At 62.1% G+C, this 25,005-nt stretch carries 27 protein-coding genes; 14 read left to right on the forward strand and 13 right to left on the reverse strand.

Annotated features, from left to right (window positions below; all coding sequences use genetic code 11):
• Nucleotides 1-445 precede the first annotated feature (445 nt).
• Nucleotides 446-2,734 (reverse strand): DNA topoisomerase IV subunit A, encoded by a 2,289-nt coding sequence (parC, locus tag CV013_RS06255; protein WP_102154375.1) that lies wholly within the window; start codon nt 2,732-2,734, stop codon nt 446-448.
• 104 nt (nt 2,735-2,838) lie between these two features.
• Here parC and CV013_RS06260 point away from each other — a divergent pair, with 104 nt between their 5' ends.
• Nucleotides 2,839-3,384, forward strand: a complete 546-nt coding sequence (locus CV013_RS06260) for a type 1 glutamine amidotransferase domain-containing protein (protein ID WP_102154376.1) — start codon at nt 2,839-2,841, stop codon at nt 3,382-3,384.
• Nucleotides 3,385-3,398: 14 nt separating this feature from the next.
• Here the strand turns inward: CV013_RS06260 and CV013_RS06265 are convergent, their stop codons facing one another.
• The 3 genes from CV013_RS06265 to CV013_RS06275 all read right to left on the reverse strand — a co-directional run bounded on the left by CV013_RS06265 (nt 3,399) and on the right by CV013_RS06275 (nt 6,101).
• The gene (locus tag CV013_RS06265; protein ID WP_102154377.1) at nt 3,399-3,731 is read right to left on the reverse strand and encodes a 2Fe-2S iron-sulfur cluster-binding protein; all 333 of its coding nucleotides are present in this window, start codon (nt 3,729-3,731) and stop codon (nt 3,399-3,401) included.
• Entirely contained in the window at nt 3,731-4,813 is a 1,083-nt protein-coding gene (locus CV013_RS06270; RefSeq protein ID WP_102154378.1) for a cysteine desulfurase family protein, read from the reverse strand. The genes CV013_RS06265 and CV013_RS06270 overlap by 1 nt, the downstream gene beginning before the upstream one ends.
• Nucleotides 4,814-4,997: 184 nt before the next feature.
• The gene (locus CV013_RS06275; RefSeq protein WP_102154379.1) at nt 4,998-6,101 is read right to left on the reverse strand and encodes a cysteine desulfurase family protein; all 1,104 of its coding nucleotides are present in this window, start codon (nt 6,099-6,101) and stop codon (nt 4,998-5,000) included.
• A 95-nt stretch (nt 6,102-6,196) separates the two neighbouring features.
• Between CV013_RS06275 and CV013_RS06280 the strand changes: the two genes are divergently transcribed.
• The gene (locus CV013_RS06280; protein ID WP_102154380.1) at nt 6,197-6,853 is read left to right on the forward strand and encodes an alpha/beta hydrolase; all 657 of its coding nucleotides are present in this window, start codon (nt 6,197-6,199) and stop codon (nt 6,851-6,853) included.
• 175 nt (nt 6,854-7,028) lie between these two features.
• Nucleotides 7,029-7,715, forward strand: a complete 687-nt coding sequence (locus tag CV013_RS06285) for an energy transducer TonB (protein WP_102154381.1) — start codon at nt 7,029-7,031, stop codon at nt 7,713-7,715.
• A 33-nt stretch (nt 7,716-7,748) separates the two neighbouring features.
• On the opposite strand, the gene CV013_RS06290 is transcribed toward CV013_RS06285, so the two are convergent.
• Complete coding sequence (locus tag CV013_RS06290) at nt 7,749-7,955, reverse strand: hypothetical protein (protein ID WP_318286444.1); 207 nt, start codon at nt 7,953-7,955, stop codon at nt 7,749-7,751.
• Nucleotides 7,956-8,061: 106 nt separating this feature from the next.
• On the opposite strand from CV013_RS06290, the gene CV013_RS06295 reads away from it, so the two are divergent.
• The gene (locus tag CV013_RS06295; protein WP_102154383.1) at nt 8,062-8,484 is read left to right on the forward strand and encodes a DUF3597 domain-containing protein; all 423 of its coding nucleotides are present in this window, start codon (nt 8,062-8,064) and stop codon (nt 8,482-8,484) included.
• A 346-nt stretch (nt 8,485-8,830) separates the two neighbouring features.
• Here the strand turns inward: CV013_RS06295 and CV013_RS06300 are convergent, their stop codons facing one another.
• A complete protein-coding gene (locus tag CV013_RS06300) occupies nt 8,831-9,151 on the reverse strand; it encodes a hypothetical protein (protein ID WP_102154384.1) in 321 nt (106 codons plus the stop codon).
• A gap of 137 nt (nt 9,152-9,288) precedes the next feature.
• A complete protein-coding gene (locus CV013_RS06305) occupies nt 9,289-10,908 on the reverse strand; it encodes a phosphoenolpyruvate carboxykinase (RefSeq protein ID WP_102154577.1) in 1,620 nt (539 codons plus the stop codon).
• A gap of 226 nt (nt 10,909-11,134) precedes the next feature.
• Here CV013_RS06305 and CV013_RS06310 point away from each other — a divergent pair, with 226 nt between their 5' ends.
• The 7 genes from CV013_RS06310 to CV013_RS06340 all read left to right on the forward strand — a co-directional run bounded on the left by CV013_RS06310 (nt 11,135) and on the right by CV013_RS06340 (nt 16,531).
• Entirely contained in the window at nt 11,135-11,896 is a 762-nt protein-coding gene (locus tag CV013_RS06310; RefSeq protein WP_102154385.1) for a response regulator transcription factor, read from the forward strand.
• Nucleotides 11,897-11,926: 30 nt separating this feature from the next.
• On the forward strand, nt 11,927-13,507 hold the full coding sequence (locus tag CV013_RS06315; RefSeq protein WP_102154386.1) for a sensor histidine kinase: 1,581 nt from the start codon (nt 11,927-11,929) through the stop codon (nt 13,505-13,507).
• Nucleotides 13,504-13,941, forward strand: coding sequence for an HPr kinase/phosphorylase (locus CV013_RS06320; protein ID WP_102154387.1), 438 nt, complete (start codon nt 13,504-13,506; stop codon nt 13,939-13,941). The genes CV013_RS06315 and CV013_RS06320 overlap by 4 nt, the downstream gene beginning before the upstream one ends.
• Before the next feature lie 47 nt (nt 13,942-13,988).
• Nucleotides 13,989-14,918, forward strand: a complete 930-nt coding sequence (gene rapZ / locus CV013_RS06325; protein WP_102154388.1) for an RNase adapter RapZ — start codon at nt 13,989-13,991, stop codon at nt 14,916-14,918.
• A 76-nt stretch (nt 14,919-14,994) separates the two neighbouring features.
• Nucleotides 14,995-15,426, forward strand: a complete 432-nt coding sequence (locus CV013_RS06330; RefSeq protein WP_102154389.1) for a PTS sugar transporter subunit IIA — start codon at nt 14,995-14,997, stop codon at nt 15,424-15,426.
• Nucleotides 15,423-15,701 (forward strand): HPr family phosphocarrier protein, encoded by a 279-nt coding sequence (locus CV013_RS06335; protein WP_102154390.1) that lies wholly within the window; start codon nt 15,423-15,425, stop codon nt 15,699-15,701. Before CV013_RS06330 ends, CV013_RS06335 begins: the two co-directional genes overlap by 4 nt.
• Nucleotides 15,701-16,531, forward strand: coding sequence for a TrmH family RNA methyltransferase (locus CV013_RS06340; RefSeq protein ID WP_102154391.1), 831 nt, complete (start codon nt 15,701-15,703; stop codon nt 16,529-16,531). Before CV013_RS06335 ends, CV013_RS06340 begins: the two co-directional genes overlap by 1 nt.
• A 15-nt stretch (nt 16,532-16,546) precedes the next feature.
• Here CV013_RS06340 and CV013_RS06345 read toward each other — a convergent pair whose 3' ends face one another.
• The 5 genes from CV013_RS06345 to recR all read right to left on the reverse strand — a co-directional run bounded on the left by CV013_RS06345 (nt 16,547) and on the right by recR (nt 20,385).
• A complete protein-coding gene (locus CV013_RS06345) occupies nt 16,547-17,296 on the reverse strand; it encodes a hypothetical protein (protein WP_102154392.1) in 750 nt (249 codons plus the stop codon).
• Between the two features lie 37 nt (nt 17,297-17,333).
• Nucleotides 17,334-18,779 carry a DNA recombination protein RmuC gene (gene rmuC / locus CV013_RS06350; protein ID WP_102154393.1) on the reverse strand — a complete coding sequence of 482 codons (1,446 nt, stop codon included), beginning with the start codon at nt 18,777-18,779 and terminating at the stop codon, nt 17,334-17,336.
• 53 nt (nt 18,780-18,832) lie between these two features.
• Nucleotides 18,833-19,018 carry a hypothetical protein gene (locus tag CV013_RS06355; RefSeq protein WP_102154394.1) on the reverse strand — a complete coding sequence of 62 codons (186 nt, stop codon included), beginning with the start codon at nt 19,016-19,018 and terminating at the stop codon, nt 18,833-18,835.
• Between the two features lies 1 nt (nt 19,019).
• A complete protein-coding gene (def, locus tag CV013_RS06360; protein WP_102154395.1) occupies nt 19,020-19,583 on the reverse strand; it encodes a peptide deformylase in 564 nt (187 codons plus the stop codon).
• A gap of 205 nt (nt 19,584-19,788) precedes the next feature.
• Nucleotides 19,789-20,385 (reverse strand): recombination mediator RecR, encoded by a 597-nt coding sequence (recR, locus tag CV013_RS06365; RefSeq protein ID WP_102154396.1) that lies wholly within the window; start codon nt 20,383-20,385, stop codon nt 19,789-19,791.
• A 150-nt stretch (nt 20,386-20,535) separates the two neighbouring features.
• Here recR and fmt point away from each other — a divergent pair, with 150 nt between their 5' ends.
• Both fmt and truA read left to right on the forward strand, forming a co-directional pair.
• Nucleotides 20,536-21,441, forward strand: a complete 906-nt coding sequence (fmt, locus tag CV013_RS06370) for a methionyl-tRNA formyltransferase (protein ID WP_102154397.1) — start codon at nt 20,536-20,538, stop codon at nt 21,439-21,441.
• A gap of 20 nt (nt 21,442-21,461) precedes the next feature.
• Nucleotides 21,462-22,214, forward strand: coding sequence for a tRNA pseudouridine(38-40) synthase TruA (gene truA, locus CV013_RS06375; RefSeq protein ID WP_102154578.1), 753 nt, complete (start codon nt 21,462-21,464; stop codon nt 22,212-22,214).
• A 207-nt stretch (nt 22,215-22,421) separates the two neighbouring features.
• On the opposite strand, the gene CV013_RS06380 is transcribed toward truA, so the two are convergent.
• Nucleotides 22,422-23,102, reverse strand: coding sequence for a ZIP family metal transporter (locus CV013_RS06380; protein ID WP_102154398.1), 681 nt, complete (start codon nt 23,100-23,102; stop codon nt 22,422-22,424).
• 789 nt (nt 23,103-23,891) lie between these two features.
• Here CV013_RS06380 and CV013_RS06385 point away from each other — a divergent pair.
• The gene (locus CV013_RS06385) at nt 23,892-25,004 is read left to right on the forward strand and encodes a zinc-binding dehydrogenase (RefSeq protein WP_102154399.1); all 1,113 of its coding nucleotides are present in this window, start codon (nt 23,892-23,894) and stop codon (nt 25,002-25,004) included.
• Nucleotide 25,005: the final 1 nt, after the last annotated feature.

The following is a 25,005-nucleotide window of genomic DNA, read 5'->3' on the forward strand; positions in this document are numbered from 1 at the left end:
TGCCAACACTGCGCCGAAAGGAAAGCTGGACCCCGGATCAAGTCCGGGGCGACGGGGAGAGCGGGAGAGTGGGCGCAACCCGCCCTCGTCATTGCGAGGAGCCGCAAGGCGACGTGGCAATCCATCGACCGCCCTTTGTCTCCGCCACAACCGCCGCGATGGGAGGGGCCTTGGACGGAAACTTTTCACACGAAGGCACGAAGGCACGGAGAAGGTTTGGTTCGGGGATAAGAGCCGCACTGCCGATGGCTGGCCAATGCTACCTCGCGTATCCCCACCCTCGTCATTGCGAAGAGCTTCAGGCGACGTGGCAATTCATGGACCGAACGTCGCCACCGCCAGAACCGAGGCAACGGGCACCACCCTGACCCCACGGATTGCTTCTCCACGTTCGCAATGATGAGTGGAGAGCGGAGTGCGGGAAACCGCCTCCGCCACCCAGCAATCAGAAGCGGTTATCTTTCGGGAAACCGCGCGGCGGCATCCGGCCGGCGGCACCGCGGGCGACCTTCCACTGCCACACTTCCTCTTCGGTGCGGGTGCGGCCGGTTTCGCCGCCCATTGCCCAGCTTAACCCGTCTTCCAGCCGGAACGTGATCGCGTCGCTCAGCCCGCCATCGCGATAGCGTTGCAGCGTCACCCCCTGCCCGCGCGCCAGCACCGGCAGTTCTTCCAGATTGAACACCACCAGCTTGCGATTGTCGCCCACCACGGCAACATGATCGTGCGGCCCCTCTATCTCGCGCACGACGCGCAGCTTTATGCCGGGCTTGAGATTGACCACCTGCCGCCCCTTGCGGGTTTCCGCGAGCAGTTCGTCCATCTCGGCGGCAAAGCCCTTGCCGTTGGTCGCCGCGAGCAGCAACTGCCCCTTCGGCTTATAAATCAGCGCGGCGACGATATGCGCCTCGGGATCGATATCGACCATCCCGCGCACCGGTTCGCCAAATCCGCGCGCGCCGGGCAATTTGTCCGCCCCTAGGGTGAAAAAGCGACCATCGTCGCCTGCAATCAGCAGCTTATCCGTCGTCTGCGCGTGGAGAGCGAAGGCCGGGCCATCGCCTTCCTTGAATTTCCATTCCTGATCGAGCGGAACATGCCCCTTCGCCGCGCGGACCCAGCCGCGTTGCGACAGGATGATCGTGACCGGCTCTTTCTCGATCATCGCATCGGGGTTGAATTCCACTGTCGGCGCCGCTTCCGCAATCGTCGTGCGGCGGCGGCCCAGTGCGGTGTCTTCGGCGTATTCTTTCCTCAGTTCGGCCAGATCGCGTTTCAGCCGGGTGCGCTGGCGCGCGGGCGAACCGAGCAGCTTTTCGAGATCGGCCTGCTCTTTCAGCAAATCGTCCCGCTCTCCGCGAAGCTGCATTTCCTCCAGCTTACGCAAGCTACGCAGCCGCATGTTGAGGATCGCTTCGGCCTGCCGGTCGGTCAGGTTGAATTCGGCCATCATCACCGGTTTCGGCTCATCCTCGGTACGGATGATTTCGATCACCCGGTCGAGGTTGAGGAACGCAATGATATAGCCTTCGACCAGTTCGAGCCGCCGGGCGATCGCCTCCAGCCGGTGCTGGGCGCGGCGCTGGAGGATATCGATCTGGCTGGCGACCCAGTTGCCCAGCAATTCCTTCAGCCCCATCACCAGCGGCGTGCGGGTGGCGTCGAGCACGTTGAGGTTGAGGCCGAAACGGGTTTCCAGATCGGTCAGCTTATAGAGCGATTCCTTCAGCAATTCGGGATCGACATTGCGATTGCGCGGCACGATCACGATGCGGATATGTTCATCGCTCTCGTCGCGCACGTCTTCGAGAATCGGCAGCTTCTTGTCCGCGATCAATTGCGCGATCTGTTCGATCAGCTTGCCCTTGGGCACCTGATAGGGGATTTCGCTGATGACGAGCTGATACTGCCCGCCGCCCAGCCGCTCTATCCCGGCATCGCGATCCTCTTCCTTCTCCGCCTCCGCTGCGTGGAAGCGGCCCCGGATGCGGAAACTGCCGCGCCCGGTTTCGTAGGCTTTGGAAATGATGTCCGGGCTATCGACGATCAGGCCGCCGGTCGGCAGGTCCGGCCCGTGGAACAGTTCCATCAACCGGCTGTGTTCGACTGTGGGATTATCGATCAGTTCCAGCGTGGCATCGATGATTTCCGCGACATTGTGGCTGGGGATATTGGTCGCCATGCCCACCGCGATCCCGCTCGCCCCGTTGGCCAGCAGATTGGGGAACAGGCCCGGCATCAGTTCCGGTTCGTGTTCTTCCCCATTGTATGTCGGGATGAAATCGACCGTGCCTTCGTCCAGCCCGGCCATCAGTTGCATCGCTGTACGGGTCAGGCGCGCTTCGGTGTAACGGTAGGCGGCGGCGTTATCGCCATCGATATTGCCGAAGTTCCCCTGCCCCTCCACCAGCGGATACCGCAAGCTGAAATCCTGCGCCAGACGCACCATCGCATCGTAAGCCGCGGTGTCGCCGTGCGGGTGATATTTGCCGATCACTTCGCCCACCACGCGGGCCGATTTCTTGAACCCGTTGGTCGGATCGAGCTTCAGCTGGCGCATAGTCCACAACAGGCGGCGGTGGACCGGCTTCAGCCCGTCGCGCAGATCGGGCAGCGAACGTGCAGTAATAGTGGACAGGGCATAGACCAGATACCGTTCGCTGAGCGCGGAATCGAACGGAGCATCGACGATCGCGTCGAACGGGTCTTTATCGGTATCGAGAATATCGGCCATGACACTCGCCCTATCACCGCCACGGCGTATCGCTCAACGCGGAACACACAGCTTATCCCACGCATTGATCGGGCAATAGCGAACAAATGAAACGGAGAGCATACATGCCCCAACGCGTGATGATTATCGCCACCAACGGTTTCGAACAGTCGGAACTGGAAAAACCAAAGGCCAATCTGGAAAAGGCGGGCTTCGAAACCGTCGTCGTCAGCCCCGAAGACGGGGAGATCAAAGGCTGGGACAACAAGGACTGGGGCGCGCCGGTGAAGGTGGACCTCAACGTCAGCGAAGTGTCGGCCGCCGATTACGACGCGCTGCTGCTGCCCGGCGGCCAGATGAATCCCGACATCCTGCGAATGGACGATCGGGTGGTGCAACTGGTCAAGGATTTCGACGATGCGCGCAAACCTATCGCCGCGATCTGCCACGGCCCCTGGCTGCTTGCCGAAGCGGGCATCGTGAAAGGACGCACCGTCACCAGCTGGCCATCGATCCGCACCGATTTGCGTAATGCCGGGGCCACCGTAGTGGACACCGAAGTATCGAGCGACGGCAACCTGATCACCAGCCGCAACCCGGACGACATTCCCGCCTTCAGCCAGGCCCTGATCGCCGCGCTGAACGAAGCGAAAGTGAGCGAAGCGGCGTAGAGCCTGACAGCCCCCTACAGCCGCCGCATATCGTGGCTTTCCGCCGGGATGCGGACTTCGAGTCCGTCCATTTCGGCGGTCAGCACGATCTGGCACGACAGGCGGCTGGTGCGGGCGACTCCGGCGGCGAGGTCGAGCATGTCTTCCTCGTCCTCGCTCGCCGGGGGAAGTTTGTCGAACCAGTCGGGGCGGACGACGACGTGGCAGGTGGAGCAGGCCATCTGCCCTTCGCAGGTGCCCTCCAGCGGCATCCCGGCAGCCTGAGCCACGTGCAAAAGCTCTTCCCCCGGTTCGCCGTCTGCCGCGACTTTATCGCCCAGAGCGGTGACGAAAGTGACCTTGACCATCAGATATCCTGTGCCTTCGCCGCTGCGCCGATCAGTGCGGCGGCCTGTTCGATCTCTTCCATCGTCGTATAGCGCCCAAAGCCCAGCCGGATCGAGCTTTTTGCAGCGGCATCGCTCAAACCGATGGCTTTCAGCACGTGGCTGGGCCGTCCCGATCCGCTGGCGCAGGCCGATCCGGCGCTGAACATCACATTGCGGCAATCGCTCATCAACCGGGCGACATCCAGCCCTTCGCGGCGAAGGTTGAGATTGCCGTGCCAGCGGGCATCGGCGCTGCCGTTCAATTGCCAGTCGGCAAACAGATCGCGCGCGCGGTGCCACAGCGCGGCGATATGCGCGGCATCCTCCTCCATCCGTTCGCGCGCGAGCTGCGCTGCTGCGCCCATCCCGGCGATCAATGCCGGGCTGAGTGTGCCCGAACGCAGGCCGAATTCCTGCCCGCCGCCGGTCTGCACTTCGGCCAGATCGACTCCGTCGCGCAGCCACAGCGCGCCGACGCCTTTCGGCCCATGAAACTTGTGCGCGCTGATCGCGATCATATCGGCGGCGGCAAGCGGGATCTTGCCATAGGCCTGCACCGCATCGCACAGATAGAGCGCGCCCGCCGCCTGCGCCCGCGCGTGCCATTCGGCCGCGGGCTGGATCGTGCCGATTTCGTTGTTGACCTGCATCACCGCGATCAGCCGGGTATCTCCGGGCAAATCGCCCGCCGGATCGCACCGCCCCTCGGCATTCACGCCCAGCACGTGACAGCCGCCGACATCGCGCGCAGTATCGAGCACGGCGGCATGTTCGATGGCGGAAACCGCCACGCTGCCGCCCTGTCCGCGCCCTGTACCGCGAATGGCGAGGTTGAGCGCTTCGGTCGCGCCGCCGGTGAAGATCACCCGCCCACCCGGTGGCATCAGCGCGGCAACCTGTTCGCGCGCCAGCTCTATCGCCGCGCGCGCCATGCGGCCCATGCGGTGCGGGCTGTGCGGATTGCCGAACCCGTCGCCCCCCGGCCCGTCAAGCCAGCGCATCATCGCCTCGCGCGCCTCTGGCGCGAGCGGAGTGGTGGCCTGATAGTCGAGGTAGATCATGTGTCCGGGGCGTCCGATATTTTGGGCGTTGCGCCGGAGGAAGCTGGACCCCGGATCAAGTCCGGGGTCCAGCTATTCTTCGCACCCGGCGCTCGCGGGCCGGGGTGACGGAGCAAGCTCTGCGACGAATCGGCCCCCTCCCCGCCACCGCATTCGAACGCAGCCATTGGCAACAGCAGCACGTTCATGCCCGCTGCCCCGTCCGCGCCATGTCGAGCCACACTTCGCAGAACCGTTCGATTTCGGCGCGGGTCGTGGTCCAGCCGAAACTGACGCGGATCATCCGGTCGGCCAGATCGCCGTCCAGGCCCATCGCGGTCAGCACATGGCTGCGCTTCATCGTGCCCGACGAACAGGCACTGCCCTGACTGACCGCAATCCCGGCCATATCGAACCGCATCAATTGCGCCGAACCCGAAATGCCCGGCATCGCAACCGCGTGGATATAGGGGGTGGGATCGGCCAGCCTGTCCGACAGCCAGACCCCGCCCGCCGCGCGCACAGCCTCCGCAAAGCCATCCAGCGGGGCCAGCACGTCGGGCGCGACATAGGGTTCGTCGCACGCCTCCAGCGCGGCGACCATGCCGAGGATGCCGGGCAGGTTTTCCGTCCCCCGGCGATATCCGCGTTCCTGCCCGCCACCGGGGTGGAGCATGGCATAATCGCGCACCAGCAATGCGCCCACGCCAATCGGCCCGCCGAACTTGTGCGCGGAGATAATCGCCATATCGGCCATTTGCGGCACCGCGAACTTGCCCGCGCTCTGCGCGCAATCGACCAGCAGCAGGCCGCCGTTGTCGTGCACCAGTTCCGCCGCGAAGCCGATGTGCTGGCGGTTGCCGGTTTCGGAATTGATGTGCTGCACCGCCACCAGAGTGCGGTTTTCCGAATACCCTTCCATTTCCGCCAGCGGTTCGCTGCGGGTGGCGAGCAGTTGCATGTCGGCAGTGCCATCGGGGCGTACCGGGATTGTCCAGTCCACATCGTCACCGCGCAGAATCGCGTCATGTTCCACCGCAGTGGCGATATCGTGCACGACATTGGCATTGTCGAACGCCAGCGCGGCGGCTTCGCTGGCCCCGCCGGTGAAGATCACTTTGCCATCCCAATGCAGCGCCGCCTTCAGCCGTTCGCGCGCATCTTCCAGCAGAGCGCGCGCCTTGCGCCCTTCGCTATGCGGGCTGCTGGGATTGGCCCATTGGGCAAAGCCGTGCTCCATCGCGCGGCGCGCTTCGGGCCGCAGCGGAGTGGTGGCGGCATGGTCGAGATAGATTCGCTGTGTCGTCATCAATTGCGATTTCGTGTCAGCGCACTATATAGCCGCAACCTCGTGCTGCGCCACCCGCGCGCTGGCGTGTATCTTTATTTCGAGCAGGTCGAACCATGCCCACTGTGATTTTCCCCGGCCCCGAGGGTCGCCTCGAAGGCCGTTTCAGCCCCGGACCGCGCCCCCGCGCACCCGTCGCCATGATCCTCCACCCGCATCCGCAGGGCGGCGGCACGATGAACGACCGGATTGTTCAGCGGCTTTACAAGACCTTCGTCGATCGCGGATTCGCCACGCTGCGGTTCAATTTCCGCGGTGTCGGGCGCAGTCAGGGCAGTTTCGACAACGGTATCGGTGAACTGAGCGATGCAGCCAGCGCGCTCGACTGGGTGCAGTCGATCCACCCGGAAGCGCAGACGACGTGGGTCGCCGGGGTCAGTTTCGGTTCGCTGATCGGTATGCAGTTGCTGATGCGCCGCCCCGAAGTGCGCGGCTTCATCTCGATCTCTGCCCCGGCCAGCATGTACGATTTCTCGTTCCTTGCCCCCTGCCCGGCCAGCGGCATCTTCGTGCACGGCGCGGCGGACACCGTGGTGCAGCCCGGTGCTGTCACCAAGCTGGTGGAAAAGCTGCGGACGCAGAAGCATATCACGATCCACCACGACGAGATTCCGCGCGCCAATCACTTCTTCGAAAACGAGAATGACGAGATGATGGCGGCGGTCGATAACTATCTCGACTTCCGGCTTTCGCCCGACTGCCCGATCCGCTGATCGGATAAATCCCACGGCGCCAATCGCTTACGTTGCATCCCGCAACGCGATTGCGCTTGCCGGGATAACGTGATGATGTAACATTCCACTCGGTAGCTGTTCTCACGAGTGGCCCGGTCAGCAATGTTCGCCGGTGCCCCTCGCAAGAGGGCCGCACCCGGAGAGGAGCATTGTCATGGCTTATTCAACGCACACCACATGGAAGGATCGCCCCGGTGCAGTCGCCGGAGTGATCGCGGTTCATGCCGCGCTGGGATATGCGCTGGTTACGGGGCTGAGTTTTACCGGGATTGTCGAAAAGCTGCCTAAGCTGGTCGGGGAAACGATCGTCGATCCGGTGCCGATCCCGCCGGTCGAACCCCCGCCACAACCGAAAGTGGAACCGCAGGACACCGCGCCGCAGATCGCCCCTGCCCCGGCGCCCTTCGTTCCCAAAGCGCCCATCGAACTCGGCCCGCGCACTCCGATAGAGACAAGCGACGTGGTTCTGCCGCCGCTCGACCTGCCCAGTCTGGTTCCGGGGCCAGCACCCAGTGCATCGGCGGGCCCGAAGGTCGATCGCTTCAAACCCGTCGCTGCCACTCCGCGCAACAATGCCGGAACGTGGATCACCGAAGCGGATTACCGCTCGAACTGGATTCGGCAGGAACTGACCGGGGTGGCGCGGTTCCGGCTCGACATATCTGCCAGCGGGCAAGTGACCGGCTGCACGATCACATCGTCGAGCGGGCATAGCGAGCTGGACAACGCCACTTGCGCGCTGATTACCCGGCGGGCGAAATTCAAGCCGGCGAAAGATGGCAATGGCGATGCGGTGGCCAGCACATTCTCCAACGCCGTCGAATGGAAAATCCCCGACTGATCGCTGACCGATCCCCCGTGACAGGGCAGCAGATTATTGCCCGTTCGCAAGCTGCCCGACTGGCGAACGCCCCTCGCCATCGGGCAGCGTCCATATCGCGACATTGAACAGCGCGACCGCTGCCGCGACCAGCATCAGCACCGCCTGCCGCCGATAGCCGGGCCTGCGCCACAGATAAAACGCCCCGCCAATCAGCGCGAGCGACACCAGCATGGCGAGCGAGAGAGCAGTCGACATCATCGCCCTGCCTTAGCGCAGTCAACAGCGGAGCGGAACCTTCCCGCATATCGAACGGTTGGTTTGCAGAGGGGCACGATCAACCTGCCTCCGCCTCGGAGACTATGTGATGGGCATTTTCGGCAAAATTCGCGATGTGGTTTTCGGTCGGAAAGGCGGATCGGATGCATCTTCCCCGCCGCCGCCCACTGTCGATACGACACAGGCCCCCGGCGCAACCCCACCGGCCCCCGCCCCGCCCCCTTCCGCAACGACAGCCAGCCCGCCAGTTGATCGCAGCCGGGTGGTCGATGTCGAAAATACGCTGGATTCGATGCCAGGCGCCGATCATCTCAACTGGCGCACTTCGATTGTCGATCTGATGAAGCTGGTCGGGATCGATGCCGATTTCGAAAGCCGCAAGTTGCTGGCGCAGGAACTGGGCCGACGCGATTATTCGGGATCGGCGGAGGACAACGTGTGGCTGCATCGCAAGGTGATGCAGGGTCTGGCCAGCAATGGAGGCAAAATCCCGCCTGAATTCCTAGATTGAGGGGGTATGTGGGGCGCGATTCCACCACTATCCGTAAAGGCGGGTCGCATCAGAGAGTTTTCCGCCCTGTAAACAAGGCATTACAGCAGCGATATCGTGGTGAAGGTGTAGGTGAAGCGGTGTGCTTCCGGTCTGGTCACGGAATGATTGCAGCGGGGTGGAAAGAGGGATATTTTTCTGACTTATCAGCGTCTTAACCGCAAAACCCAACACCCAGCCGAGGTTTACGGAAGGCGTTCCGCCCTCGCCAGTCTTTGCGCGCCATTTTGGCGAGTCGGGCGCTCCCCACTCTATTATCCAATAGTGGAAAGGGAGCGCCCGTTTGTGCGGCAGAACCGCCGCGAAGTTACTTCTTGCCGAAGAACTTGCTGGCCATATCCGCGATATCGTTCAAGGGGTTACCGTCGCCATCGCGGTCGATCATGTTGGCGAATTCGGTCAGCGATCCGTCGCCGCCGATGGCATCCTTGATCTGGCTCATGATGTCGGTCGACACGCCGGTTTTGGCCGAAGCCAGCTCAACCGTATCGCCTTCCATCTGATGCGCTTCACCCAGCGCGGCAACGGCCTTCGCCGCAAGAGCGGGATCAATTCCCAGCTTTTCCGCCATGTTAGTCACGGTCGGGTGATTGGTCGCATGGCCAAGGATAGAATCGAAAAGACCCATAGGTGGTTACTCCTGAATGTAATCGCCCGGCAGGATTGCCGAACAATATTGCCCTGAAATGACAGGCCCCACTCCGGTTTCCCGGGTGGGGCCCTCCTCTCCAACTCTTGGCGCGGGGCTATCCCCGACGGCCAGTATTACGCAACAGTTTCCGCGCCCGATGGGGCCGCATCGCGCACGCCTTGATCGACATGATCGGCGAATTGTTCGAAATTGTCCACGAAAAGCTGGACCAGCTTCTGTGCAGTCCGGTCGTATTCCTCGCCATTGGCCCAGGTCGAACGCGGATCGAGGATCGCGCTGTCGAGACCCAATGCATCGAGGCTAGGCACGCTAACCGGCACTTCGAAACCGAAATTCGGATCTTTGCGGAACTCAACATCGTTCAGGCTGCCATCGAGCGCGGCATTGAGCAGTGCGCGTGTCGCCTTGATCGGCATACGGCTGCCGACGCCATATTTGCCGCCAGTCCAGCCGGTGTTGAGCAACCAGCACTGCACCCCGCCCTTGGCAATCCGCTGTTTCAGCAAGTTACCGTAAACGCTGGGATGGCGCGGCATAAACGGTGCGCCGAAACAGGTGGAAAATGTCGCTTCCGGCTCGGTCACACCGATTTCGGTGCCGGCCACCTTGGCGGTGTAGCCCGACAGGAAGTGATACATCGCCTGCTCAGGCGTAAGCCGCGCGATCGGAGGCAGCACACCAAACGCGTCGGCGGTCAGCATAATGACATTCGACGGCACCGGACCGAGGTTGTCTTCGCTCGAATTCGGGATGAATTCAATCGGATACGCCCCGCGTGAATTTTCCGCCAGCGATGCGTCGTCGAAATCGAGCTCGCCGCTTTCATCCATCACCACGTTTTCCAGCACGGTGCCGCGCATCCGGGTGGTGGCGTAGATTTCCGGCTCAGCCTCTGCCGACAGGCGGATCATCTTGGCGTAGCAGCCACCTTCGAAATTGAAGACTGCAGTGTCCGACCAGCCATGCTCGTCATCGCCAATCAGCGTGCGGCTGGCATCGGCGGAAAGGGTGGTCTTGCCAGTGCCCGACAGGCCGAAGAACACCGCCGTCTTGCCATCGGAACCGATATTGGCCGAACAGTGCATCGGCATAACGCCCTGCGGCGGCAGCAGATAGTTGAGAATGCCGAACACGCTCTTCTTCATTTCACCGGCATAGGCAGTGCCGCCGATCAGGATCAGCTTCTCCGTGAAGTTGACTGCGATCACGGTTTCGCTGCGGCAACCGTGGCGCGCAGGATCGGCACGGAAGCTGGGCAGATCGATGATCGTGTATTCGGGCGCGAAATCGGCCAGCTCCGCCTCTGTCGGGCGCACCAGCAGCGTGCGGATGAACAGGTTGTGCCACGCCAGTTCGTTGATAACACGCACGTTCACGCGATATTCCGGCTGAGAACCACCGAACAGGTCGGCGACGTACAGCGTATCCTTCTCACCCAGAGCAGCCAGAAAATCCGCCTTCAGATTGGCGAAGTGTTCGGGCGTCATGCCCACGTTCACACTGCCCCAATGGACCGTGTCTTCGGTCGTGGCATCGCGAACGATAAACTTGTCTTTCGCGCTGCGCCCGGTGTGCTTGCCGGTTTCAACTACCAGCGCCCCATGCTTGGCCAGACGGCCTTCGCCGTTGGCAATCGCTTCATCAACCAGTTGATCCGGACCGAAATTGGGTTTGATCGTGGCGTTGGTTTCGATGCCCTGTGCGGACAGGGTCTGGGCAAGCGGGGTGGTCAATTCTCTCTCCGAAAGAAACGGTTCCTGAACGCTGCGGCGGCTGCCAGTATCGGAGGCCGTGCATACGAATGCATCGAGGCATTGGCGGCGGCAATAGTCGCCGAAGCGATTCCCGTCAAACCGTTGCTGTGCGAACCTCCCCAACTGTGTTTTTCCGCCGATGGATCGCGCGCGTTGTTTCCGTGCGCGGAAGCGGCTAACCCACGTATCCAGTGGAGAATGGACAATGCACGCTGACGAACAGGTGAGTGCCGAACACGCCGCCGACGACCGGCAGACGATTGCTCTGGTCGACGACGATCGCAATATCCTGACCACCGTTTCGATCGCGTTGCAGGCAGAAGGGTTTGCCACGCGCGTCTATTCCGATGGCGAGGCCGCGCTCAAGGCATTGGTGGAAAACCCGCCCGATCTGGCTGTGTTCGACATCAAGATGCCGCGGATGGATGGGCTGGAACTGCTCCGCAAGGTCCGCATGCAGTCGGACATCCCGGTCATTTTCCTCACCAGCAAGGACGATGAACAGGACGAGGAGATCGGCCTGGGTCTTGGGGCGGACGATTACATCGCCAAACCGTTCAGCCAGCGTCTGTTGCTGGCGCGTATTCGTGCAATTCTGCGGCGTGCCGCATCGTCGGAGCCTCGCACCGACGGGATCGTCGGTGTAATGACAGGCGACAGCGGCCCGGTGGTCGAACGCGGGCGACTGACGATGGACCCTGCCCGCCATCAGGTGACGTGGGACGGGGAGCCGGTGTCACTCACAGTGACCGAATTTCTCATCCTCGAAGCGCTGGCTACGCGCCCCGGCGTTATCAAGAGCCGCAATCAGTTGATGGATGCTGCCTATCCTGACGACGTGTTCGTCGACGACCGCACAGTGGACAGTCATATCAAACGAATGCGGCGCAAGTTCCGTTCGGTGGACCCCGAATTTTCCGCCATCGATACACTGTACGGGGCCGGCTACAGCTTTGCCGACACCTGATCGCCATGCCTGTTGCCAAGCCTGAAAATCATGCCTGACGAAACGGACAGCGGCGGTGTCGTACCCGCCCTTGCGCGGTTCACGCCGGGGCGGCGGCTGTCGCTTACCCCGCGTCTGCTGATTATCAATCTGCTGCCGCTGCTGCTGCTGGGCGGCGGGGTGTTCTACCTCGATTCCTATCGCAAGCAGTTGCTGAACGAGCGGTATAAACTCGCCCGGATCGAAGCGCAGATCACGGCGGAGGCGCTGGCCGGGGCATCGCGCGAACGACAGGAAACCCTGCTGATCCAGATCGGCAAGGAACAGCATATGCGACTGCGTATGTACGATGCACAAGGGCGCCTGTGGGCCGACAGTTTCGCGCTGGATGTGCCCTCCTTCGCGTTCGACAAACCGGGGGACGAAACCTGGCAGGAAAACTTCGCCCGCTGGCTCGACCGTGCGGTGGACAAGATCGTCGGTGCTCCGCCCATCCCCGATTATGTCGAGCCCGACGAACCCAGCGCCGATGCATGGCCCGAACTCAAACATGCGCGCGAAGAAAATCTCACGCAGATCCAGTTACGCGATGCGCCCGATGGCACTCCGGTCATCAATACGGCGGCCCCGGTTGGCCTGCTCGGCGCCACTTTGCTGACCACCCGTAACGCGGTCGATATCACACAGGAAGTGCGCGAGGCACGCACCACACTGGTCACCGCAGTGGCGCTGGCGCTGTTTATATCGATCCTGTTGTCGCTCTATATGGCGCGCACGATCGTTCTGCCGCTGCGCCTGCTGGCACGTGCGACTACACGGGTGCGACAGGGGCGCGAACGCTATGTCGATGTGCCACGCATGCCCGCCCGGCGCGACGAGATCGGCCAGCTTGCCCGCGCGATTGCCGATATGACCGAAACTTTGCGTCAGCGGATCGATGCGGTCGATCACTTCGCCGCCGACGTGGCGCACGAAATCAAGAATCCGCTCGCCTCGCTTCGCAGTGCGCTGGAATCGCTGCAAACAGTGGACGATCCTGCCCTGCGCCGCCAGCTTGGCGATATCGCCGCGCACGATGTGCGGCGGATCGACCGCCTCGTGACCGAAATTTCCGAAGCCAGTCGGATCGATGCCGAATTGAGCCGTGCGACATTCGAAAGGATCGATCTGGTCGAACTGATCCGCAACATTATCGGCAGCCGCGAAGCGCGCGACGAGAATGGCGGACGCCAGTTGCTCTTATCAACCTCTATGTCCGCCGCGCCGGTGATGGGTGAACCGGTGCGCCTGGAACGCGTGATCGAAAACCTGCTCGATAACGCTGTGTCGTTTTCGCCCTCCGATGCATCCATCGAACTCGATCTGGAGCGGACCCATGACCGTTACGTGCAATTGTCGGTCAGCGATCATGGGCCGGGAATCGCGGAAGAATCGCGCGAGAAGGTATTCCGCCGGTTCCACTCGCTGCGCCCCGATGCAGAGGATTTCGGTCAGCACTCAGGCCTCGGCCTCGCGATTGCCCGCACTATTGCCGAGGCACACGATGGTGCGCTGACGGCCCATAGCCGCATCGATGGCGAACAGGGCGCACGTCTTGTGCTCGAACTGCCACTGGCACCGCGCAAGCGATGAACGCGCCGCTGCTCCATCAGGCAACTGCTGTAGCGATTGGCGGGCGAGCGGTGCTGCTGGAGGGCGCGCCGGGTGCTGGCAAGAGCAGTCTGGCTCTGGCTCTGATCGATCGTGGGGCGACCTTGGTGGGGGACGATGGCGTGGCGCTGTCCCGACAGGGCGCTATCCTGTGGGCCGCGCCGCCGCCCAATACCGCCGGGCTGCTGGAAATTCGCAATATCGGCATTGTCACACTGCCGACCGCCATCGCGCAAGTGGCACTGGTGCTGACGCTCACAACCGATGCGCCGCGCTATATCGAACAGGCCGGAGAGGCATTACGTGCCGATCTGCCGATCCCCCATCTTGCATTCGATCCGCGCGGCCCGGCCTGTGCCGTTCGCGCCGAATATGCCCTCGCCCTGCACGGATTGCCCCGAACCGAAACGACCTGACAGCAGCGGCTTCCAAAGCGCCGCGCGTTCGCGCAAGGTAATTAACGATGACGAACGAATCGAATCTCTCAGGCCCCGGATCCGGGCAGGAAGTCATGCTTGTCACCGGCCTTTCCGGCGCGGGCAAGACAACCACCTTGCGAGTTCTCGAAGATCTCGGCTGGGAAGCGATCGACAACTTCCCCATCCGGCTGCTCGAACGGCTGATCGGCAAGAGCCTGGGGGAAGAGCCGCCATCGCGCCTCGCCATCGGTTTCGATTCGCGCACACGCGGATTTAATCCCGAAGAAATCATCGATCTGGTCAAACAGTTTACGACGCGGGACAAAGTGCAGACTTCCACTCTGTTCCTCGACTGCAGCGGCGCCGAGCTGGAGCGGCGATACAACGAAACCCGCCGCCGCCACCCGATGGCAATGGGCCGCCCGGTGATCGACGCGATTCGGGCGGAACGCGAGCTGCTGGCACCGCTCCGGCGCTGGTCGGACATGGTGATCGATACCACCGCGCTGACCACTAACGATTTGCAGCAGGCGATCCGCCAGCGGTTTGCCGGCGCACCAAGCGACGAGATGAGCATAACCGTCTCCAGCTTCGGCTTTGCGCGCGGAATGCCACCGCTGTCCGATCTGGTGTTCGACATGCGCTTTCTCGATAATCCCCACTGGGTCGACGGATTACGTGAAAAGACGGGACTGGATCACGACGTCTCGGCGCACATCATGGAAGACCCCGCGTGGGATGAGGCATTCTCCCGCATTCGCGACCTGATCCTGATGCTGCTGCCGCGCTATGCCGCACAGGGGAAGGCGCACGTCAATCTCGCGTTCGGCTGCACCGGTGGGCGTCACCGTTCGGTACACACTGCAGAAGCCATCGCTCAGGCCTTGCGCGACAACGGATTTTCGCCCACTGTCATTCATCGCAACCTGGGATCGCGGGCTGCCGATCAGATTGAAGGCACGCCACAGACATGACGATCCCGCAAAGCAGGAACCCGGCATCACCCACGATGCCGCATTGGACACCACGGCAAGAATCCAGAGCTCACGCATGATCGGAATGATCCTGGTAACGCATGGCCATCTGGCCGAAGAATTCGTGAGCGCGATGGAACACGTCGTCGGCCCGCAAGAAGCTGTGGCGACGATCTGCATCGGCCCGTCAGACGATATGGAAATGCGCCGCCGCGAAATCGCCAAGGCGATCGCCGATGTCGATTCGGGCGAAGGGGCGATCATCCTCACCGATCTGTTCGGCGGCACTCCATCGAATCTGGCAATTTCATTGCTCGATGCCGGGCGGGTGGAAGTGATCGCGGGGATCAATCTGCCAATGCTGATCCGCCTTGCCGGTGCGCGCAAGGAAATGGGCGTGACCGATGCCGTTTCCGCCGCACGCGACGCGGGCAAAACATATATCACCATCGCATCCGAATTTCTGGGCAGCGGCACCGCCGGGGCAGCTGTCGGGGGTGGCCGATGAACGCGGTGCGGCGGACCTGCACCATCGTTAATCAGCGGGGCCTTCATGCCCGTGCCAGTGCCAAATTCGTCAATGCGGTCAGCGAAATATCCGCTGGCTGTTCGGTCAAAGTCGCGCGCGAAGGCAATGAAGCCGCCGGCGGTTCGATTCTCGGCCTGATGATGCTCGGCGCGGCCCGTGGCGACACAGTGGAGGTCATCGTGGAAGGTGAACAGGCCGATAGCGTCCTCGACACTCTCTGCGCCCTGATCGACAGCGGTTTCGGCGAGGACTGATGACGCCCGGCATCCGCCGCTCGATTACCGGCTTTTCCAACCCTACAGTCAAGGCGCTGCGCGCGCTGCGCGACAAGAAGCATCGCAAGCGCGAGGGGCGTTTTCTGGCAGAAGGACTGCGCCTGTTGACCGATGCCCGCGAATGCGGACGACTGCCCGAAACTCTGGTGATGGCGACCGGACGCGACCCCCACCCTTTGCTCGACGCGCTGGAGGCTGACGTACTGGCCGCGGGCGGCGAGGTGATCGAAACCGGGGCGGAGATCCTGTCCAAAATCACCGGCAAGGACAACCCGCAGGCCGTCGCCGGAGTGTTCGCGGAATTCGATACCGCGCTGGATCGGATCGACCGGACTGCCGCGCCGATCTGGCTGGTGGCGCAGGCGCTGCGCGATCCCGGCAATCTCGGCACGATGCTCCGCACAGCGGATGCTGTCGGTGCGGGCGGCCTGATCCTGATCGACGACTGCGCCGATCCATTCTCTGTCGAGGCGGTGCGCGCCAGCATGGGCGCGGTGTTCACTCAGGCCATCGCACAAGCCCGGTGGGACGATTTCATCGCCTGGCTACGCAGCGGGCCGGGTTCCGAAAAGGGCGGGCAACTGGTCGCCGCGTCGCTGCGCGATGCCGTGCCCTATCGCGGCGCAGCCTATGCCGCGCCCTGCTTCCTTTTGGTCGGCAACGAATCGCGCGGCCTGCCCGAAGAATACGAAATGGCCTGCGATCTGCGCGTGACGATGCCGATGCGCGGCCGGGCCGACAGCCTCAACGCAGCCGTCGCCGGTGCAGTGCTGGCGTACGAAGTGCTGGCCTGCCTCGATCCACGATAGGTCGGCGGCGCGAATTCAGGTCGCCGGATCGCGTTTCGCGCTGAGGCTGGTGAAGCTCCACTTCCCATCGCGGCTCGACGCCACAAGCCGGTAATCGTTGAGGCTACGCAGATAATCGGTAGCGATAAAGCCGGTGGTGCCATCGCGTGTGACGATCTTCTGGAAATCGTCTTCCGGGTGAAGATCGTCGACCAGTGTCACGACATCCCACGAGATATCTTCGAGCACTTTGCCCTTGCCTTCGCCTTTGCCCGGCTCGTCGGCATGGATTTCGACCTTTTCACCCACGACCATCACCGACTTGATCGGATCGACCGGTCCAAGATCCTGCGTCGCGAACCATGGCAGAGTAATACCGCCCTGCTTGTTCACGCCGCAGCCGAGCGCAGTGAGCTTGTCGAGTTCGTCCCACAGGCTCCAGTCGCGCTTCGACAATTCGGCGCGCAACTGGCCAGTGCCGGTGCCGCCGCCGAAATTGAGCTGCACATCGGGCGCTGCCAGCGCGACAAGCATATTGGTGTCACGTGCCTTCACCGCCGCGCGCAATTGCTTCAGAAAATCTTCCGCGCCGGGAACATCGGTGCAATCGTCCTGCGGAGCGAACGACCCTTCGGCCAATTTGGGCGCGGGCGTCGCTGCCGATCCATCGACTTTCTTGACGATGTCGGTCGCCGCTTTCTTGATCTTGTCCGAGGGCGCATTCTGCTGGCTGCACCCAGCCAGTGCCAAAGCCAGTATCGATGCAATGCCCAGAGCGTATTTCATGTTCGACCTCTAGCGGCCAATCGCTGCTCGATTCAACCTATTCTTCGCCGCCCTGTGCCGTAGCGTCACTATCGGCTGCTGTATAACGGGGTGCAGCTTCGACCAGCGGGACATCGTCAATCTCGCGCTTGCCGATCTCGATCCCCTTTTCCTGCAATCGCTTACCAGCGGACAGGACATTGCGTTCGAAGCTGCCAACGAATTTGTTGTAGTTGTTGACCGCGGTTTCCAGGCCGCCGCCGACCCGTTTTAAATGTTCAGCAGCCACCGCCAGACGGTCGTACAATTCCGCCCCGGCTTTGCCGATTTCCACGGCCTCGCGCGCAATGGTATCCTGACGCCAGACTTGGGCGACTGTCCGCGCAATCGCCACAAGATTGGTCGGTGTCGCCAACAACACCTTGTTACGGAAGGCGAAATCCCACAATTCGGGATCGTGCTCCAATGCAGCGGCGACGAAGTGTTCACCGGGCACGAACATCACCACGTAATCGGGCGCGTCGTCGAACTGGCTCTGATACCCTTTCGAACCGAGCGTCTGCACATGCCCACGCATCGACTTGGCATGAAGATCGAGCTGGCGCGCTCGCTCGTTCTCGTCATCCGCTTCGAATGCCGCCTGATAAGCGTTGAGCGACACCTTTGCATCGATCACCAGCTTCTTCTGCCCCGGCACATTGACGATGGCATCAGGCCGCAAGCGCCCGTCTTCGGTATCAATCGAGTGTTCGAGAATGAAGTCGGTATGTTCGGACAAGCCGCACTGTTCGAGCACGTTCTGCAACGCCCGCTCGCCCCACCGGCCACGCGCCTTGGGCGCATTGGTCAGCGAATTGCCCAACCGTTGCGCTTCACGCCGCACCTCTTCCTGCCCACGCTGCATTTCAGTGATCTGCTGATAGAGCCGTCCAAAGGCATCGGTGCGCTTTTCCTCCAGCGCAGCAACCTGTTTCTCGTATGCTTCCAGTCGCTTGCCAACCGGATCGAGCAACGCGCGGAGTTTTTCCTCGGATGATTTTTCCGAATGGCCGAACCGTTCATTGGCCCGTTCCAGAAATGCCTCCTGCGCCTTGGTCAGAACCGCAGAGCCGGTGTTCTGGAATTCCTTCAACATAGCATCGCGGGCCTCCACCAGCAGACGCTTCTGCTCGTCGAAATTGGCGGTCTTCTCTTTCAGTGTCGCCAGTTCGGCATTGAGCGCGCCATTGGCCCGGCGCAATTCGTCCATCGCCACTTCGTGAGCGGCGCGGGCATCGCGCAGTTCGCCAGCCAGCGCATCAGCCCGACTGGCCCGTTCGCGCGCAGCCTCCAGATCGGCAAACGTCCGCAGATGCTTCGCATCCAGTTCCCGCGCCTCCGCATCGCGCTCGGCATGGCGCGCCTTCCATTCGGCCACCGGGCGCGATCCGAAAAACCAGCCCGCCATCACACCGATGACGAGGCCGAATACCAATGCGATGAGAGCAAGCAGAGTCGGGTCCATAACCACACCTTATGCGGAACGGACCGGGAACGCCAGTGGGATAGAGGTGATTTCTACCGCTTTCGGCTCATATGAAAATTATAGAGCGGACGAAACAAAACCGTGAAGATCGCAAAATGTAGCACAAACGCGATCAGCAGCTGGAAGTCACCGAGATCACGCATAAAAGCCAGCGCGACGCTCATGATCGCGGCGAACAGCAGCCCGGCGAAGGCTGCTCTCGGCCACGACATCAGCACATTATGCCGCGCGCAGTTTCTGCAGTTTCTTGAGTGCCATACTGCGCTTCAGACGGCTGAGATGATCGATGAACAGGATGCCTTCGAGGTGATCCATTTCGTGCTGGATACAGGTGGCCATCAGCCCCTCCATATCCTCCTCATGGGTTTCGCCTTCGATATCCTGATAACGCACACGGCACGTCGTCGGGCGATCGACATCGGCATAGATATCTGGGACCGAAAGGCACCCTTCCTGATAAGTTGCCAGTTCATCCGCCGGATCGAGGATTTCGGGGTTGATGAAAACCCGCGGCTCTTTCTTCGTTGCCGGATGGGTGTGTTTGTGGCCATCATGATCGCATTCGACCGGCGGCGCATCCGGGTCTTCCGGCTGGAGATCGATCACCAGCACCCGCAGCGGCACCCCCACCTGAATTGCGGCCAGACCAATGCCAGGCGCATCGTACATCGTTTCGAACATGTCGGATACGAGTTCGCGCAGTTCGCCGTCGAACTGAGTAACCGGGGTCGATACGGTTTTGAGCCGGGGGTCCGGCACTTCGAGAATTTCGCGGATAGCCATGAGAGTCAGATAGGGGCTTGTTCGGTGGGCTGCAACTGTCGGTTGGGGGTCGTTTTTTCTCACACGAAGATACGAAGGCACTAAGAAGGAAAAATTGCCTGCGGCGGAGCCGCTTTCATTATCTCGTCGGTGGTGACGACCCACATCCGTTACATTGGCACCAGCCCTTCGTGTCTTCGTGTGAAAGTCTGAAAACCTAAACACCCTACCCCACAGGCCGCCGCGCCCGGAGTGCCTGCGCGAGAGTACCTTCGTCGAGGTAATCCAGCTCTCCCCCCACCGGCAGGCCATGCGCCAGTTGCGTGATCCGCACCGGAAACCCCTCCAGCCTTTCAGCAATGTAGTGGGCAGTGGTCTGCCCTTCCAAAGTCGCGTTCATGGCCAGCACGATCTCGTCGATCCCGCCTTCCTCCACACGCGCCAGCAATGCGGCGATGGTGAGGTCTTCGGGCCGCACTCCGTCCATCGCCGACAACCTGCCGCCAAGCACGTGATAGCGCCCGGTGAACAGCTTCGCCCGATCCAGCGCCCAGAGGTCGGCCACATCCTCCACCACGCATAGCGAGCGCTGATCGCGGCGCTGATCGGCGCAGATACCGCACGGCGCCTGTGTATCGACATTGCCGCATACCGGGCATTCGACCAGTTTATCCTGCACTTCGATCAATGCATCGACGATCTGACGCAGTGCCGTTTCCCGCCGTTTCACCAGCCACAGCACCGCCCGCCGCGCCGAACGCGGGCCAAGCCCCGGAAGACGTGCGAGGGCCGAGGCGAGGGTTTCGATCTCTTGCGATGCCATGTTGCGGGAGATAGGGCCGATTGCGAGAAATGAGAACCGAAAACCCCTCCCTCTTTGCGGGGGAGGACGGGTGGGTCTGCCGCGCTTGCCTCTCGCTCGCGGGCACCTGCCTCCAGCCCTTCCTTCACTGGTAGGGGGAGTAATATAAGAATGCGTATAGTCTTCATGGGAACGCCGGATTTCGCGGTGCCATCGCTGGTCGCACTGCACGAGGCGGGGCACACCATCGTTGCCGCTTATACCCAGCCACCCCGCCCCGCCGGGCGCGGCAAGAAACTACAACCCAGCCCGGTGCAGCGCGAGGCGGAGAACCGTCATATTCCGGTGCGCCACCCGGTATCGCTGAAAAACGCCGAAGCGCAGGCCGAGTTCGCTGCGCTGGAGGCCGATGTGGCCGTTGTCGCCGCCTATGGTCTGATCCTGCCGCAAGCGGTGTTCGACGCGCCGAAGCATGGCTGCCTCAACGTCCACGCCAGCCTGCTGCCGCACTGGCGCGGAGCGGCACCGATCCAGCGGGCGATTCTGGCAGGCGACAACGTGACCGGGGTGACGATCATGCAGATGGAGGCCGGACTCGATACCGGCCCGATGCTCGCCACCGCGCGCACTCCGATAGAAGACAAGACTGCGGGGGAACTGACCGAGGAACTGGCCGAAATCGGCGCACAACTGATGGCGGGCACATTGGAAGACCTCGCCGCACTGCATCCCGTTTCACAGGACGATGCGGACGCCAGCTATGCCCCCAAAATCGATAAGGCCGAGGCCAGGATCGACTGGTCGCACGGCGCGGAGGCGATCGAACGGCAGGTGCGCGCCTTCGCCCCCTTCCCCGGCGCCTGGTTCGAACTCGATGGAGAACGCATCAAAGTGCTGAAGGCGCAAGTAATCGCCCGCGAAGGTAAGGCAGGCACAACGCTTGACGATGCGCTGACTATCGCCTGCGGATATGCCGCATTGCGCCCGGTTCGCATTCAGCGGGCCGGAAAACCGGCGATGGATGTCGATGCATTCCTGCGGGGGAAAGCCGTTCCTGCCGGGGTATCCGTGGGGTGATGGGCGGAGACGATCCGCAAATGACCCGCTTCGCGCTGACGCTCGAATTCGATGGTACGCCGTTCATGGGCCTGCAACGCCAGCCCCACGGGCCGAGTGTACAGGAATCGGTCGAACGCGCGGTGCATGGTGTGACCGGCGAGCGAGCCGCACTCTATTCCGCCGGACGAACCGACACCGGCGTCCATGCTTACGCTATGCGGAGCCATGTCGATATCGCCAAACAGATCGACGCCTTCCGCCTGATGGAAGCGATCAACGCGCACTTGCGCCCCGATCCCATCGCTGTGATCGCCTGCGAGGAGAAGCCCGCCGACTGGCACGCCCGGTTTTCCTGTATCGAGCGGTCGTATCAATACCGTATCGCCAACCGCCGCGCTCCGCTGACGCTGGACCGCAACCGCGCGTGGCATCTCGCCAAGCCATTGGATGCGGAGGCGATGCACCGCGCGGCGCAAGCCCTGGTGGGGCTGCACGATTTCACGACATTCCGGTCGGTTCAGTGTCAGTCGGCCAGCCCGGTCAAGACGCTCGACCGCCTGTCGGTGCGGCGCGAAGGCGATTACGTGATCATAGAGACTGCCGCGCGCAGTTTCCTGCATCATCAGGTCCGCAGCATGGTCGGCTGCCTCGCACTGGTCGGCATGGGCCGCTGGCGCGAACAGCAAGTGGCCGAAGCGCTGGCGGCGCAGGATCGGCAGGCGCTTGGCCTCAACGCCCCGCCGCATGGCCTGTTTTTCGTGGCTGCGCGATACCCGGAGGATGGGGCTTAGGCGCGCAGTTTGCGAGGATTGCTGTGCCTTTTGGGGTGAGCACTGATGTTCGCTTTTCTCACACGAAGACACAAAGGCACTAAGAAGGAAAAATTGCCTGCGGCGCAGCCGCTTTCATTGTTTCGTCGGTGGTGAGAAAATACGACTGTTACATTGGCTCCACCCTTAGTGCCTTCGTGTCTTCGTGTGAAACCTACAACACCACCATCAATGCGCCAGTTGCACTACACCCGCCATCAGCCCGATCCCGAGCAAGCTGGCCAGCCCGGCCCCACGCCCCGCCGCGGCAACGCGGCTGCGTGGGAGGAGTTCGGATGTGCCGATGTAAAGAAATCCGCCCGCAAACAGAGCCAGCAGCAAAGCAATCTGGTGGGGATCGATCGTAACCGCCTGCCCTAACGCGACCCCGGCCAGCGGCGCTATCGCATTGGCGAGCAACCAGCGACGCGTGACGGCGGGCGATGCTGTCAGGCGCGACAGGCCGACCATGTTCGCGCCATCGGCCATATCGTGCGCCAGCACCGCCACGGCGACCAGCCAGCCGGTTTCGGTCGAAATCTGGAAAGCCAGCCCGATGCCCAGCCCATCCATCATGCTATGGACGATCAGGCTGGCCCGTCCGGCATGGCCGCCAAACGGCAACCGATGGACAATCAGGTAAATCGCCAGTCCCGCCGCGAGCGCAAGGAAGATCGCTTCCTGATGCAGGCCACCGCGATGCTCCAGCGCCTCAGGCAACAGATCGAGCAGCGCAAGGCCGATGACCATGCCCCCGGTCAGCCCGAACAGCAGATCGCGCCGTCGGCCGAACCGCAGCGCAAGGAAACCGCCCAGCCAGGTGGACAGGCTAGCAGCCAACCCCAGCGCATAAGGGAGCCAGCCATTCATGAAAGGCGCCCTTTCCGTGGTTCTTGAAGTGGAGTCCGTACGGGTGCGAAGTTTCTCATCGCCTCGCAGATGATATAATATATCATCGATTTCAAGAGGAGCGCCAAGGATAATTTTCGACCTTACAAAAGGGCCGCCCGAGACACTCCCTCTCTCATCATTGCGAGGAACCGCAGGCGACGTGGCAACCCATGGACCGAACCTCGCCTCCATCACAACCGACGCGATGGGCTGCTACGTCACGTCATGGATTGCTTCACTGCGTTCGCAATGACGAGAGTGAGAAGCGTGACCACCCCACACCGTCGCCCCGGACCTGATCCGGGGCCCCGCTATTCTTCCAGCGCGGTGTAGGGGGAAGCTGGACCCCGGCTCGATGGCCTGGGTAACGGCGGAGGATGGCCGGAAACAGGGAAGCGCACTTCAGTTCCTGGGCATCGCCCGCGCAGTGCTCAACGCGACGCGCATTCGCTCTGTCCTACACCGGGCAATCCCGCCAATCTGCCCGCCATGACCAGCGCACAGACAGCTCCCGCCCCATTCACCTCTTTTGCCTCGCCCACGTGCGGATTTGCCGAATTTGCAAAGTCCACACTGCGCCTCTGGCAAACGACCGCAAACCATTGTGCTTGCATCGCAATTCGCAAAAAGTCACACTTTTCAAAACTCAAAGGAGCGGTCCATGTGTGTGCTCCATAATCGCGTGTCACAAGGGACCGCCCGCCCTAGCTTTCCGTGCCCTGTCCGCCTAGCACGGGTTTCGATACGCAACTCAAGAGGAGAGATTCGATGGCCACTACAGGCAAGCAGCTATTCACCACACTCGATGCCGATGGCACGCTGACGGTCGAAGTCGCAGAAACCAGCTTCCCCGATCCCACCGGCAATCAGGTGCTGGTGAAAATGGAAGCCGCACCGATCAACCCCAGCGATCTGGCGCTGCTGTTCGGTCCGGCCGATATCGCCAACGCTGAATGCACCGCAGGCAAACTGGTCGCCACAATGCCCGAACCGTTCCTGTCGGGCGCGAAGGGCCGCCACGGCCAGCGTTTGCCCGTGGGCAACGAAGGGGCCGGCACCGTGGTCGCGGCAGGCGACAGCGAAATGGCGCAAGCACTGGTCGGCCAGCGGGTCGCATGTGTACCCGGCACCGCTTACGCGCAATATGCCATTGCCGACGCCAACCTATGCCTGCCGCTGAGCGACGTTTCGGCGGAAGATGGAGCAAGCGCCTTCGTCAACCCAATGACATCGCTCGCCTTCGTCGAATGCGCCAAGCGCGATGGACAGAAGGCGATCATCCACGCCGCCGCGGCATCGAACCTGGGCCAGATGCTCAACCGCATCTGTCAGGAAGACGGGATCGAACTGGTCAACATCGTCCGCAAGCAGGAACAGGTCGATCTGCTCAAGTCGCAAGGCGCGAAATGGGTGGTCAACTCATCCGACGGCGACTTCATGAAGCAGCTATGTGCGGCGATCGACGCGACCGATGCGTTCTATGGCTTCGACCCCATCGGCGGCGGGACCACGACCGATGCCTGTTTCAAGGCGATGGAGCGGGTCGCTGTCTCGAAGATGAGCGAATACAACCGCTATGGCTCCAACCAGCAGAAACAGATGTTCATCTATGGCCGTCTTGACCTCGGCCCGACGATCCTGACCCCTTCCTATGGGTTCGGCTGGACACTGTCGGGCTGGCTGCTGACGCCGTTCCTCGCCACTGCGGGCATGGAAACGGTAATGCGGATGCGGAAACGTGTGCTCGACAACCTCACCACCACTTTCGCCAGCAACTACAAAGCGAAAGTCTCGCTGGAAGATATGCTGAAGAAAGACGCGGCGGTCGAATACCACGCGATGAAGACGGGCGAGAAGTACCTCGTCACCCCTTGGGGATAAT

Source organism: Tsuneonella flava, assembly GCF_002870965.1.
GTDB lineage: Bacteria > Pseudomonadota > Alphaproteobacteria > Sphingomonadales > Sphingomonadaceae > Tsuneonella > Tsuneonella flava.

Coding starts and splice junctions, on each gene's coding strand:
- CV013_RS06275 (WP_102154379.1), bottom strand. CDS start 6,101: ATGACGACACAGCGAATCTATCTCGACCATGCCGCCACCACTCCGCTG.
- CV013_RS06385 (WP_102154399.1), top strand. CDS start 23,892: ATGGCCACTACAGGCAAGCAGCTATTCACCACACTCGATGCCGATGGC.
- truA (WP_102154578.1), top strand. CDS start 21,462: ATGACCCGCTTCGCGCTGACGCTCGAATTCGATGGTACGCCGTTCATG.
- def (WP_102154395.1), bottom strand. CDS start 19,583: ATGGCTATCCGCGAAATTCTCGAAGTGCCGGACCCCCGGCTCAAAACC.
- CV013_RS06295 (WP_102154383.1), top strand. CDS start 8,062: ATGGGCATTTTCGGCAAAATTCGCGATGTGGTTTTCGGTCGGAAAGGC.
- CV013_RS06310 (WP_102154385.1), top strand. CDS start 11,135: ATGCACGCTGACGAACAGGTGAGTGCCGAACACGCCGCCGACGACCGG.
- CV013_RS06320 (WP_102154387.1), top strand. CDS start 13,504: ATGAACGCGCCGCTGCTCCATCAGGCAACTGCTGTAGCGATTGGCGGG.
- CV013_RS06345 (WP_102154392.1), bottom strand. CDS start 17,296: ATGAAATACGCTCTGGGCATTGCATCGATACTGGCTTTGGCACTGGCT.
- CV013_RS06265 (WP_102154377.1), bottom strand. CDS start 3,731: ATGGTCAAGGTCACTTTCGTCACCGCTCTGGGCGATAAAGTCGCGGCA.
- rmuC (WP_102154393.1), bottom strand. CDS start 18,779: ATGGACCCGACTCTGCTTGCTCTCATCGCATTGGTATTCGGCCTCGTC.
- CV013_RS06340 (WP_102154391.1), top strand. CDS start 15,701: ATGACGCCCGGCATCCGCCGCTCGATTACCGGCTTTTCCAACCCTACA.
- recR (WP_102154396.1), bottom strand. CDS start 20,385: ATGGCATCGCAAGAGATCGAAACCCTCGCCTCGGCCCTCGCACGTCTT.
- CV013_RS06280 (WP_102154380.1), top strand. CDS start 6,197: ATGCCCACTGTGATTTTCCCCGGCCCCGAGGGTCGCCTCGAAGGCCGT.
- CV013_RS06270 (WP_102154378.1), bottom strand. CDS start 4,813: ATGATCTACCTCGACTATCAGGCCACCACTCCGCTCGCGCCAGAGGCG.
- CV013_RS06300 (WP_102154384.1), bottom strand. CDS start 9,151: ATGGGTCTTTTCGATTCTATCCTTGGCCATGCGACCAATCACCCGACC.
- parC (WP_102154375.1), bottom strand. CDS start 2,734: ATGGCCGATATTCTCGATACCGATAAAGACCCGTTCGACGCGATCGTC.
- CV013_RS06335 (WP_102154390.1), top strand. CDS start 15,423: ATGAACGCGGTGCGGCGGACCTGCACCATCGTTAATCAGCGGGGCCTT.
- fmt (WP_102154397.1), top strand. CDS start 20,536: ATGCGTATAGTCTTCATGGGAACGCCGGATTTCGCGGTGCCATCGCTG.
- rapZ (WP_102154388.1), top strand. CDS start 13,989: ATGACGAACGAATCGAATCTCTCAGGCCCCGGATCCGGGCAGGAAGTC.
- CV013_RS06315 (WP_102154386.1), top strand. CDS start 11,927: ATGCCTGACGAAACGGACAGCGGCGGTGTCGTACCCGCCCTTGCGCGG.
- CV013_RS06290 (WP_318286444.1), bottom strand. CDS start 7,955: ATGATGTCGACTGCTCTCTCGCTCGCCATGCTGGTGTCGCTCGCGCTG.
- CV013_RS06260 (WP_102154376.1), top strand. CDS start 2,839: ATGCCCCAACGCGTGATGATTATCGCCACCAACGGTTTCGAACAGTCG.
- CV013_RS06380 (WP_102154398.1), bottom strand. CDS start 23,102: ATGAATGGCTGGCTCCCTTATGCGCTGGGGTTGGCTGCTAGCCTGTCC.
- CV013_RS06330 (WP_102154389.1), top strand. CDS start 14,995: ATGATCGGAATGATCCTGGTAACGCATGGCCATCTGGCCGAAGAATTC.
- CV013_RS06285 (WP_102154381.1), top strand. CDS start 7,029: ATGGCTTATTCAACGCACACCACATGGAAGGATCGCCCCGGTGCAGTC.